The sequence below is a fragment of the Candidatus Omnitrophota bacterium genome (assembly GCA_030688425.1).
Lineage (GTDB): Bacteria > Omnitrophota > Gorgyraeia > Zapsychrales > JANLHA01 > JAUYIB01.
The window spans coordinates 71,415-83,713 of the sequence record JAUYIB010000013.1 but is presented as its reverse complement, the minus strand read 5'-3'; the positions used below and the strand labels follow the sequence as shown (position 1 = coordinate 83,713).

Here is a 12,299-nt window from a genome sequence, read left to right as displayed (position 1 = left end):
CATTCCAATGCGCAATACATTTGACAATTCATCATGCTAATGCTATCCTTGTTCCAGAGCTCCTGCGAGAGGAGGAGAAAGCGATGATTACCGTTCGAGAAGATACCACCCTGGTGGGGGTCTCAGAATTAAGAACCCACATTGATCAAATTTTGGCCGAGGCCAAAAAGCACAAAGTCTTGATCGGGCGCCGAAATAAACCGGTTGCCGTCCTTCTGGATATGGAAAAATACAATCAGATGGAGGCGACCCTGGAGTTGCTTGAAGATTTTGCGCTCGGGTATCTGGCCAAGGAACGCGAGGCCGGGGCCAAGTCTTCGGATTATCTGGACATTCAGGAAGTCATTAAAAAAATCAAGGTCTAATTTCCCGATGTGGCAAGTTCGAATCCATCGCCTGGTTTTGGAGCAGGATTTCAAAACCATCCCGCCGGTCGATCAAAAAACAATCCTCGCCACAATCCACAAAAAGTTGACGGCGTCTCCCGAAGAATACGGCAAACCGTTGACCGGGGAATTCAGGCGCTATCATCGTCTCCGAGTCGGTGATTATCGCGTGATTTACAAAATCGTCAAGAATGAAGTCCTTGTCTTTGTGATCAAAGTCGGCATCCGCAGAGACGACAAGGTCTATCAGGAGCTGTTCGCGCGATTGAAAAAACTTTAGATCGTTTCTGTCGGGCGAGACCTGGCGGCGGCAGAAGGAGAGAATCGGGCCTAATTGAGAAGCTTGACAAAAATCTCCCATGGAGTTATAACTAAAAAAGTTCAGCGATCGTCGTGGTGCAGTTTGAAGGGATAAATCCGCCACTTTATTGACGTTTGTTCAACTGATTTTAAGGTTTTTAAGAAAGCAAACGTCGAGATACTGACTACTACTGTTGATATCAGTTTAGAAAGGTCAGTAAAACAATCAAAACCTTCACGAGCCGGAAATGCGTCGTGAAGGTTTTTTGTTGAAGGGAGTGGGTATGTTGTCTCAAGGTGTCATCTTCGAAAAAATTAGAGATCAGGAAAGCCGGTTCGAAAGAACCGGCTTTTATTATTAATGAGCCCCAAACTTACGGGGCCATAGGCGAACGTAAGTTTGGCGGGCGGACCGCAGGCCCCGCAGTTTTGATTTGCGTCAGCAAATCATGCGGGGGAAGGAGCTTGTATCGCATGACCGTGCGGGGATCCAGCACCATTAAATCATCATCGTCCGACGCGTATGCGGCGCTGGTCCTTAAAGTCAAGAAAACCCTGGTTGAGGGCCAACAGCGCATCGAGCAGGAGCGAGTGCGCACGTATTGGGAGGCGGGCCGACTGATCCACGCGCACATTTTGAAATACGAGCGTGCCCGGCGCGGGCAGGAAACCGTCAAGCGTCTGGCTCAGGACCTGGGGGTGAGTGATACGGTCCTGCACCGTTGCGTCAAATTCGTTCAGAAATACCCCGACCCGAGAAAAGTGGCCACGTGGCCACTTTTCTCCTGGAGCCATTACCGGACTTTGATTGCCATTCCTGACGATAAAAAACGTCTGCGTCTGGAAAAGGCTGTGTTTCAAAAGGGCTGGTCGGTTGATGAACTTGCCGTCCGTCTCAAAGAGGAGAGACTGCAGGGTGGAACACAGAGCGCGGCAAGCCCTGCCGGGTCTTCCGTCAACCGCAAGCCGCTTGTCCCTCTGCGCGGCACGCTGTATACCTATAAGCTTGTCGAACGTCCGAATCTTGCGGCGAGCGGCGATTCCGGCTTGCTGGTGGACCTGGGCTTCGGCAACTATTTTGAGGTCGAGCCGCGTCTGTTGACGGGCTTCGCCAAGAACCAGATCGTCGAATCCCGTCCCCGGGAGGACGGCTATAAATTTTACAAAACCGACCGGACCGTCAAGGACCTTTTCACCTACGCCGCGTATGTGGAAAAGGTCGTGGATGGCGACACGCTCAAGGTCCGGCTGGATTTGGGGTTCAATGTCTGGACGCGGCAGGTCCTGCGCCTGCGCGATCTCGATTGCCCCGAAGTCGGCACGCCGGAGGGAGACGAGGCCCGCAGCTTCGCCCGTTCGCATCTGAAAGAGGCCCAGCTCATCATTGTGCGCAGCTCCCGTTCCGACAAATACGACCGCTACCTGGCGGATGTCTTTATCCCCAAAGACGGCGAACCCGATCCGGAGACGGATGTTTACTTGAACAACCTGCTGTTGGAAAAGGGGCTTGCTGTTCGGGTGTGAGACGCTTTTTGTGGTTTTGTGCCCCGTGACTATTGGAAACAAGGGAGGGCGGGACGCCATTTATATTACGTTGCTATTATTTAACAAATATGTTAAGTTATTGCTATGGTATTTGATGCCTTCCTCAAGCGGGTTCAGGGGCTTCCCCTCGTCGACCTGCGGGCCTTGCCGCCCGAAGAAAGGAACTCGTCGTCCTTGAAGGTCCAGATCAGCCGCTGGGTCAGGGCCGGTCGGTTGATTCAACTCAAGCGAAGCTTATACCTGCTCGCCGAACCCTACCGGAAGGTCAACCCTTCCGAGCTTTACCTGGCGGGCGTTTTGAAAAGCCCTTCTTATGTCAGCCTGGAAAAGGCCCTGGAATTTCACGGCCTTATCCCGGAAGCCGTGGCCGTTTACACGTCCGTGACGACCAAGCGGACCGAAAGTTTCAATACCCCGGCGGGCCGTTATGAATACCGGCACGTAAAGCCGTCCCTGTTCTGGGGGTATGCCTCGCGGACGATGGACGGCCAGACGGTTTTTATGGCCCTGCCGGAAAAGGCCTTGTTGGATTTTTTCTATTTAAGACACCCGAAGGTCTCTTTGGACTATTTGAGGGAAATGCGTCTGCAAAACGCGGAGAACATCGCCCTGGGCCGGTTGGCGGAGTATGCCCGCCGTTTTCAAAAGAAGAATTTAACGAGAACGGTCCAGTTGATCGGGGAATACATTCAAACGGAAAAGAAAGGGACCAAACGGCTGTGAAAGATTATTGCCTGGAGCTGGCCGCGTCGCAGAAGTCCACCGCCGCCAAATACAACGCCATGCGCGAATATTTGCAGGCCTATGTGTTGCGGATCATGGGCGACCGCCGCGTCTTTGAGTCGGCGGCCTTTGTCGGTGGGACCGCCCTGCGGTTTTTATATGATCTGCCGCGTTTTTCGGAAGACCTGGACTTCTCGTTGCACAAAAAGCCCGCCCTTGCCTTCGCGGATTTGCTGGGTGCCATTAAACGGGAGCTTGTCCTGGCCGGTTATGAGGTCGAGGTCGTCTATAAGGAAACGCGGACGGTCCAGGGAGCCTTTGTCAAATTCGCCGGGCTGCTCCATGAGGCCGGGCTTTCACCCCTCCCTGGACAGAAGTTCTCGATCAAAATCGAGATCGACAGCCGGCCGCCCTCAGGGGCGGTTCTGACAACCCGGATCGTCAACAAATTTTTTCCCATCGCCTTTTTGTCCCACGATCTGTCCTCGCTGTTGGCCGGGAAGATCCACGCGCTTTTAAGCCGCAAATACACCAAGGGCAGGGACTATTTCGACCTCGCCTGGTATTTGTCCCGCTTCCCGGCGATTGTCCCCAACTTCAAACTCCTCCACAATGCCTTAAGGCAGACCGGCTACGCGAAAAAGCTCCCCGGCAAGGATGACTGGCGGGAATATTTGAGCGGTGTCGTTCAAAAAGCGGACTGGAAAACCGTGCACAAAGACGTCGTGAATTTCCTCGAAAACCCCGGCGACATGAACGTCTTTACGAAGGGGAATGTGCTGAAGATGATCCAGACCGGCCGGTGAAAGGCCGCAGAAGGGGGATAAAGGTGAGAACAATCCGCGCGTCAATCAATTGATTGCCCCGCTGGTCAAGGCCGGGATCGTCGTTAAGCACGGCGCCGCGCGAGGGGCAGATTACCCTGGCGTAAGACCGCAATCAGCTATAAATATTTGCTATTGGAGCGAGGATCTGCCGTTCGTGTGACCGCAAAATGAACAGTAACAACAGAGGCGTCCAGAAACAATGACAACCCGTCATCCGCAGAATTTGGACTTCAACGAGCAGTTCGCCCGGGCGTATGGCCTGATGGAGAACGGCCAGCAGAATCTTTTCATAACGGGGAAGGCCGGCACCGGCAAATCCACACTGCTCCAATATTTTCGCGCCAATACGCGCAAAAACGTCGCTGTCCTGGCCCCGACCGGTGTCGCCGCCGTCAACGTCAAAGGTCAGACCATCCATTCCTTTTTCGGCTTCAAGCCCGACATCACTCCGGTGGCAGTGCGTGCCATCCGCGTTGGGAAAACTAGGAAGATGATGTATCAGAAGCTGGAGGCCATCATCATTGATGAGATTTCGATGGTCCGGGCCGACCTTTTGGATTGCGTGGACGCTTTTCTGAGATCGCGCGGACCTTGCGCGGATGCCCCGTTCGGCGGCGTGCAGATGATTTTTATCGGCGACCTTTATCAGCTCCCTCCGGTGGTGGGCGCGGCGGAAAGGGCCGTGTTCGGCGGCGGCAACGGCAAAACAATGTACCGGAGCCCGTATTTCTTCGACGCGAAAGTGCTCGAGGATTTCCAGGCCGAGGTTGTCGAACTGGAGAAGATCTACCGGCAGAAAGACGATGATTTTATCGGCCTGCTCAACGCGGTCCGCAACAATTCCGTGACGGAAGAGCACCTAAAGGTTTTGAACAGCCGGTGTATTCCCGATTTTACGCCCGGCACGGACGAGTTGTATATCCACCTGACCACCACCAATGACCTGGCCAACCGGATCAATGAACAGCGGCTGAACGCGCTCCCGGGCCGGACATCCCGCTATGAGGGCCGGATGACAGGGGACTTCGACTTCAAAAGTCTGCCCACGCAAGAAATTCTGTGCCTGAAGACCGGCGCCCAGGTGATGCTGTTGAATAACGATCCCGGGGGACGCTGGAACAACGGCAGTCTCGGCAAGATCATCGCTATTGAGAAGGATGCGGAAGACCCGGACATCATCCGTGTCGAGCTGACCGATGGGGATGAGGTGGAGGTTTCCCCCTACACCTGGGAGATGTTCCGCTTCTTTTACAATGAAAAGACCGGCACACTGGATTCCGAGGAAGTCGGATCCTTTACCCAATACCCTTTGCGCCTCGGCTGGGCGGTCACCATCCACAAAGGCCAGGGCAAGACATTTTCCAGAATCATCGTTGATATCGGCCGCGGGACCTTTGCCCACGGACAGATGTATGTCGCGTTAAGCCGTTGCACGAGCCTGGAAGGTCTGGTGCTGAAAAAGCCGATCCTCAAAAAGCATATTCTTATGGACTGGCGCGTTGTGAAATTCATGACAGGGTATCAGTACCGGCGCGCCGAAGAGCTGTATCCCCTCGACCGGAAGCGGAAGATCCTCGAGCAGGCCATCGAAGACGAAAAAGCCGTCGACATCGTTTATTTAAAGGCCGGTGATGAGAAGACCCGCCGCACCATCGGCCCGCGCGCCGTGGGCGAAATGGAATACCTCGGCAAGACCTACCTGGGCGTGGAGGCCTACTGTTTCAAGCGCAAAGACATCCGCGCCTTCCGGCTGGACAGGATTTTGGAGATCAGGGAGAGCGCCTCACCATTGAAACGCTAAAGAAAACGCCCGGGCATGACCAGGGAGCCAAATTGATTGACAAGACGGTATGTATAGACTATACTTCTAAAAAGTCAGACTAAACAGGAGTATGATCCAATGTCAGCCATTCGACGTATTTTAACGATAAACCTTCCGGTAAAGCAGTCCGCATTTTTATGGGGCGCCCGCAAGACCGGAAAATCAACCTATCTCAAAGAAGCATTCCCGCAAAGTCCGGTTTACGATTTTTTAAGGACGGATTTATTTCTCGCCTTGACCAGGAATCCCGCCTTGTTAAGAGAGCAAATTCTGGCGCAAAAAGGGCCTGCTTTGAAGCATCCCATCATTCTGGATGAAGTCCAGAAGGTGCCTCAAGTTTTGGATGAAGTCCATTGGCTGATAGAAAATGAGGGGCTAAGGTTTATTCTCTGCGGTTCAAGCGCCCGCAAATTAAAGCGCGGCCATGCCAATCTGCTGGGCGGAAGGGCATGGCGGTATGAAATGTTTCCCCTTGTATCCGCGGAGCTTAAGGAATTTGACTTGCTCCGGGCGTTAAACCACGGATTAATTCCGGACCATTACTTGCGGGATGATTATCAAAAGTCGCTTCAGGCCTACGTCCAGGACTATTTGAAAGAGGAGATTTTTGCCGAGGGGTTGACCCGGAATATTCCGGCTTTTTCCAGGTTTTTTGAGGCCATGGCTTTTTCTCACGGCCAGTTGACTAATTATTCCAATATTGCCAGGGACTGCGGCGTCGATTACAAGACCGTCCGGGAATACTATCAAATTTTGGTTGATACGTTTCTCGGGACCAGGGTTGAGCCTTTTAACAGGCGGCAAAGCCGGCAGGTTATCAGCCAGGCGGCCAAGTTTTATTTATTTGACGTCGGTGTGGCGGGATTCCTGACAAATCGCGTTCTTAAGGAAGAGCGCGGAGAAGAGTTCGGCAGGGCCTTCGAGCATTTTATCTTGATGGAAATTTTGGCCTATCGTTCCTATCGGGAGCGCGATTTCGAAATCCGGTTTTGGCGCACGAAATCAGGCCTTGAGGTGGATTTTGTTCTGGGGAAAGCAGAGGTGGCGCTGGAAGTGAAAAGCGCTCGCCGGGTGGACAACAAAGACCTGCGTTCCCTTGCTGCGTTTACCGATGAATTTTCTCCGAAAAAGTCTCTTCTCGTCTCTAACGAAAAGCAGCAACGGCTTTATGGGAAAATCCGTATCCTCCCCTGGCAGAATTTCCTCGAGCTTTTGTGGGGAGGAAAGATTATTTAAGCGCAAAGACATCCGGGTGTTTCGGGTGGACAGGATTTTGGAGATCAGGGAGAGCGATAAGGAGGTTGAAAATGCAGAAAGAGTATAAAGTATCCATGGAAATCGCTGGCCCCGCGGCGATGTTCACGAAGTCGGATACGGGGCGGCGAAGGAACAGGTACGGATGAGAAGGAAAACAGGATCGCAAAGGGAGGATATCGTTAAACGTATAGGTAAGCTGGTCAAAGACACGCGAAGACTTGCTCGCACGGCTGAGCGCCAGTATTCACTGGAAGTCGAAGCTATTCTGAGGACGCGAAGCCGTGATCCGGCGCGTATTGAAAAATGTCTTGATGGCATGCTCGATTTTTGTTTCCACGATGGGGTCCTGGTGTTATATAAAAAACTCTGCCGTTATTATTTTGATATTGATCCGGAGGCGGTGGTTTCCTATGTCCACGCTTATCGGGACATATGGGATGAGCCTTCAGTAAATAAGGGTTTTTTAAAAGAAAAAGAAGGAAAGAAATGATGAACCGGATTTATCAGGGAAAAGTTACCAAGGTTGAAAAAATTAAAGTTGGCGCCAAAGGTAAATCTCCTGAAGATTGGGAAGAGTTGAAAGATTGGCAATCCGCCCTCTGGCAGCACCACGAGTTGTTTCAGGATGCGGTGAATATCGATTTGGAGGCTGGCTATGGCACTGTATCGTAGTTATGAAGTTTTGATTGAAGAAACTGCAGGAAATCACAAGACGCGCGGTGCGGGCAAGACGAAGAAAGATTTTAAACCTCATCACGAAAACACCTGCCGGGCGTTGAGAGTAACGCACGAGTTATTTCAAGATGCGGTATGCTACTACATCCTTTGCCTCATCGGGTTGGTTAAAGACGGACGAGACAAGGACGACGAGCCGATCAACCGGATGTGGGAGCATTTACACAGTGACTTGATGCGAGGAGCAACGCATCAAATTGCGGCTCATTTAGGAAAAGCCTATCTCAAACAACCTGACCTCGGAGTAAATCCGACGCACAAACTCTTGGAATTTGTTTATGCCAAGACTCCCGCAAAAAAGCTCGCCAATGAAACCGTTGCGTTGAAAAGCATCTATCAGCAGCTCGCCGGTGCGGCTGTTCAGTTCAAGAAACAAGGCAAAGGAAAAACCGCCAAGGCTTCTTTGGCTGACATGGCAAAGTTTGCCAGCAATTGGTATCAGCGACTAGCGAACCCTGCGTCAACCCAAGGAGGACAGGAAATCGAATCACGGAACAACGCCTATTGGTTGAAAGTCGCTGCCGAATTAAAGTCGGTTGTCGAACCAACACTCAGTCCGGACTTCGATGATGCAGCTTATGCAAAACAACTGAAGCTGATATATTGCTTCAACTCACCAGTCCAAGAGCTGTCGAGTGAAAATGCTCTCAAGGATTATGGTTTATCATTCGGGGTACAGGAATCAGGCGGTCCAGAATCATTCTGGAGGAAACCCCTGAAGACAATAGGAGCAGCGTTGGCACGATACGCATCTCCATCTGATCCCGACCTGCTCCCCGTAACATTTGAAGAAGAGGTGGCTGCGCTTCGCGAGTTTGCGCGAGATAAGAAGCGGCGGGCACAATTTGACTACCCAGCCGTTACCTCCGGTTCTAAACCGAGTGGGACGTACTGGCTATGCTTACGCTACAAGTTCTCTCCATCGCCCCAAACCCGACGACAGCTTTTTGAAAATATCAAGAAGCGGAAAGAGACTGATTCATCTGACCCCTTGGCTGCGGTTCGTTCGGAATTCGCTTATGTTTTTCCTTTTTTTACCAATCTGTTAGGACTTTCCCCAAAATCTGGGGACGGCGCGGTATGGACTGGATTTGACAAGTCCGCATTTAAACGTGCCACCGAGGAAGTGTTCAAATACCGTCTTCGTTCAGACGAACGTGTTGAACAAATCCGCAAACGCCGTGCAAAGATCGAGGCCCTGACCGGAACGGGACAGTGGCAAGACGACAAAGGAAGAACGAAGCAGCTATGCGGAATTGAAGGCGACACACAACGCCCGCTCTTGATGCGTCAATTGCTGGATAAACTTGGCGGGGCAATTGGCTACGGAATGCGCCGCGCGACCATCGGGGGTTGGGCGGACCTTCGGAAGGATTTTCTGCGAATCGCAAAAAAAGGCGAACCGATTGATGAAGATGAATTGTTGGCGGCCATCGAGAAATCTCGCGAAGAAAGTGGGGGTGGATTCGGCAGCGGTGCTTTTTTCAAAACCCTGTGTGAGGAAGAATATCATCCGCTCTGGCTGTCGGAATGGGACAATAAGCAGTCACACCATCCCAGGAACTTTGTTCGGTGGTGGGTGCTTTTCAGTGAGGCGAAGGAGGAACTGAAAAAAGTCTGGGAGGAAACAACAGGCGAACCCAAGCCAATCGTTTTCACATGGCCGAATACGAAGAACAGGCACAATGAAACCAGCTTCCGTCCGCTGGATTTTAACATTCCTGTCACGCCAACGCCGATAATTGCCTTGTTCGACCGTGAGGGCATCGGGAAGCCGGTAAAGCTGGTTCGAACAAATGCTGCGTCGTCCAAAAAGCGGAAATCAGCCGAACCCACCGACTCTCCAGCGTTCACAGACAAGGATGGTAATACGCTTTACCCGCTCACACTCAGCTACCGTCGACTCAAAAGAGATCGGATAACCAATGCTGGAGGCAATTCTGTCGAAGCGGAATATGCGACGCCATTGATTGTTGGCAAACCTCCAAAGTTTCCAAGGAAGGAAAAGGACAAAGGAAAGCCGTTGGATTCGTCAGCTTCCCTTCTGCCTGTTGACAAACAGGGCTGCTGGCATTTTATGGTCTCGTTCAAGCTCGAACGAGAGATGCAGAAGCAGCTCGTTGATGAAATCGCAAAAATTCCGGGCGATAAGTCCGTCCGCATCGTTAAGAAAAACGGGAAATGGGTCGGCCTGAATTTGCGTTGGCCGATAGACGCAAAGACTGAAAAGAAAAAGGGAGCGGATGCCGCATTGGTTAATGCCGATGGAATCGAAGATACGGACGCTAAATTCAGTGCAAAGAAACTCTGGTGTTCCGAAAAATTCGAACCATTCGATATTCTGTCTGTGGACTTGGGTGTTCGTTACAGTGGGGCGTGGTGTCGAGGTCGAGTGAAAGTTGGACGCGATGTTGACCGTCCAAACCAACGAACCATTTCACCCGCTGGTCACGCGCACGAGATCGTTTTTGACGCTTACGACTTTGGAACTTTTCGTTTGCAAGGCGAGGACGCAAAAATTTGGCGTAAGGACAAACATAAAGGATTTGGCAACGAACCGGAACTGGAGAAATGCGGCAGCCGAGGACGTATTGCTTCGGATGCTGAAAAGGCGGAATTCACAAATCTGGCCGGGCGGGTTTTCTCACCAACGGTAAGGCCGCCAATTCCCCACGAACCTGATGAACTGAAATTTTTTCCAGACTTGGGCAATCATCTCGTCTATCGCTTGCGCCGGCGACTTGGACGGATTCGTTTTCTCTTCAAACTCCGCTGGCAAATCAATGGCGCGAAAAAGAAGGTAGGTCACGAATATAAAGTTCTGGACGGCGATGAACTCAAATCGTTTCGCGGCGAGCAACGATTCAACGTCATCGCCTTTCTTGCATTCGTGTCCAAAGATGACAAACTGGAGGAAGACGAAGATAATTTTATGCGTGAATTGAGGCTGAAACTTGCACCCGATAACCTTTGGTCAAAGCTGGCTTACGAGCACAGTGGAGAAACGTATCCGCTCTTTCTCAAGGTCAAAGGCGGTCGCACGAGCGAAGAGAAAAAGCAATCCAAAAGACTAAAGGATGCGCAAAAGACGGCTTGGGTAAAATTGAAACAGGAATTGCAATCGGACAGGGCTGGTGAATGGAATTGGGACGCTCTTGCTAAGACAGCAGAAGCTGAATTGCAAAACATCATGAGAGTTTTTGCTGGCGAGCGTAGCCTGATTGCGGAGGTAGCGCGCTTTGTTTGGCCGCTGCAAGACAAGAAATGGAAGTGGAACAACTGCACCATTACTCAAGATGGACAAATTACACAGTCATTCCTTGAGCGCGATGACAATAGCATTGAGCCGAAACGATTCATCCACGGAATGCGTGGTTTGAACATGAAGCGCATCTCCCTGATGCAGGACTTCCGGCAATGCTGCCAAAGCCTTGCAAAACTCGAGCGGCGATTTTACACAGAGGACAACCATGGATTAGAGCCATCACCAGTCCGACTTGGCGATAGGGTTCACGAACCAGCACAGGCGTTTCTCGATAAGATTAACGAACTACGCAAGCAGCGTGTGAATCAAACGGCTCACATGATTCTGGCCGAAGCTTTGGGCTTGGAACTGATGAATCCTGCTGAGGTGACGATTGACGGAAAATCAAAGTGGGAACTGAAATCAGAGCGCGACCTTCACGGGCGCTATAAGCAGAAGAAGTCGCGTGTGGCGGCAGTGGTCTTGGAAGATTTGAGTCGTTACCGAACGAGCCAAGATCGCTCGCGCTATGAAAACAGTCAATTGATGGAATGGAGTCATCGCGCCATCATCGGTAAGTTGCAAGACATGGCGCAAGTATTCGGTATACAAATCATCACCGTAGACGCCCGGTTTTCATCGCGATTCTGCTCACGTACTGGCGTGCCGGGCATCCGGTGTGCGCAAGTCGCAAAAGGATTTGATAACGAATATCCGTGGAAAAAATGGAAGCAAGAAACGGTCGGAAAAGCTGATAAGGACGGCAAGCGGCAGCCAACAGATCGCGCCAAAATGATTTTGCTGGCAGCGGGGAAGCTGAATCTTTCGGATAATTCAAAAGCGACGCTTGTTCTGCCAATGGACAGTGGTCCAGCTTTCCTGCCGGTTATTTCTCATGATCCTATCAAAGAAGGATTGCAGGAAAATGCGGACATCGGTGCGGCGGTAAACATCGGAATACGTTCAGTCGCGCATCCTGATCGTGTGGATATTTTTTCTGTGTTCCGTACGGAGGCAAAAACTGACGGTCAACTGGAAATCAAAAATCGGCGCGGAAGCTTTAGTGAAGCAGCATCCAAGGCCAAAGACCGCATAGTTCAAGTTGTTGAACCACCTACAACAAAGAAGGTCAAAGAAAAGGAGATTGTCAGCGCAGAAGATGACAGCGGTGATGATGAGGAATTGGAAAGCGTAAAGTCTCCATATTTATATGCGGCAGTGCGATTTGGGAATAATCTGTCTGTGCCAATTGACGGCAAAGACCGATATCAACTGCCACTTGCCACCGATGGCCGAAAAGTTGCTGCCGGTGACAGTGACAGTGTTGGGGCAGCACAAGGCAAAGTCTTCTGGACACGGGTTAAGCAGGATTGCTGGACACGCATTAAAAAAATCAATGCAGAACGCCTTCGCAATTTAGGAATTGAACCACCATGTGAATGGAATGTTTAGCTTTCGTT

The 12,299-nt window shown here is 51.3% G+C and carries 10 protein-coding genes; all 10 read left to right on the top strand.

Translation table 11 applies throughout. From position 1 onward, the window contains the following. Positions 1-83 precede the first annotated feature (83 nt). The 10 genes from Q8Q08_05630 (at position 84) to cas12b (ending at position 12,291) form a co-directional block, all read left to right on the top strand. Positions 84-365, top strand: coding sequence for a type II toxin-antitoxin system Phd/YefM family antitoxin (locus Q8Q08_05630; GenBank protein ID MDP2653497.1), 282 nt, complete (start codon positions 84-86; stop codon positions 363-365). A 7-nt stretch (positions 366-372) separates the two neighbouring features. After that, positions 373-666, top strand: a complete 294-nt coding sequence (locus tag Q8Q08_05625) for a type II toxin-antitoxin system RelE/ParE family toxin (protein ID MDP2653496.1) — start codon at positions 373-375, stop codon at positions 664-666. Between the two features lie 494 nt (positions 667-1,160). Continuing rightward, the gene (locus Q8Q08_05620; GenBank protein MDP2653495.1) at positions 1,161-2,210 is read left to right on the top strand and encodes a DUF1016 N-terminal domain-containing protein; all 1,050 of its coding nucleotides are present in this window, start codon (positions 1,161-1,163) and stop codon (positions 2,208-2,210) included. A gap of 105 nt (positions 2,211-2,315) precedes the next feature. After that, entirely contained in the window at positions 2,316-2,954 is a 639-nt protein-coding gene (locus tag Q8Q08_05615) for a hypothetical protein (GenBank protein ID MDP2653494.1), read from the top strand. Next, positions 2,951-3,760 carry a nucleotidyl transferase AbiEii/AbiGii toxin family protein gene (locus Q8Q08_05610; GenBank protein ID MDP2653493.1) on the top strand — a complete coding sequence of 270 codons (810 nt, stop codon included), beginning with the start codon at positions 2,951-2,953 and terminating at the stop codon, positions 3,758-3,760. The genes Q8Q08_05615 and Q8Q08_05610 overlap by 4 nt, the downstream gene beginning before the upstream one ends. Before the next feature lie 220 nt (positions 3,761-3,980). Further along, positions 3,981-5,582 carry an AAA family ATPase gene (locus Q8Q08_05605; protein ID MDP2653492.1) on the top strand — a complete coding sequence of 534 codons (1,602 nt, stop codon included), beginning with the start codon at positions 3,981-3,983 and terminating at the stop codon, positions 5,580-5,582. A gap of 99 nt (positions 5,583-5,681) precedes the next feature. Then, positions 5,682-6,839: an AAA family ATPase gene (locus Q8Q08_05600; GenBank protein MDP2653491.1), complete on the top strand. Its 1,158-nt coding sequence runs from the start codon at positions 5,682-5,684 to the stop codon at positions 6,837-6,839. A gap of 163 nt (positions 6,840-7,002) precedes the next feature. Next, positions 7,003-7,350, top strand: a complete 348-nt coding sequence (locus Q8Q08_05595) for a hypothetical protein (GenBank protein MDP2653490.1) — start codon at positions 7,003-7,005, stop codon at positions 7,348-7,350. After that, complete coding sequence (locus Q8Q08_05590) at positions 7,347-7,532, top strand: hypothetical protein (protein MDP2653489.1); 186 nt, start codon at positions 7,347-7,349, stop codon at positions 7,530-7,532. The genes Q8Q08_05595 and Q8Q08_05590 overlap by 4 nt, the downstream gene beginning before the upstream one ends. Then, the gene (gene cas12b, locus Q8Q08_05585; protein ID MDP2653488.1) at positions 7,516-12,291 is read left to right on the top strand and encodes a type V CRISPR-associated protein Cas12b; all 4,776 of its coding nucleotides are present in this window, start codon (positions 7,516-7,518) and stop codon (positions 12,289-12,291) included. Before Q8Q08_05590 ends, cas12b begins: the two co-directional genes overlap by 17 nt. The last annotated feature ends 8 nt before the right edge of the window (positions 12,292-12,299 follow it).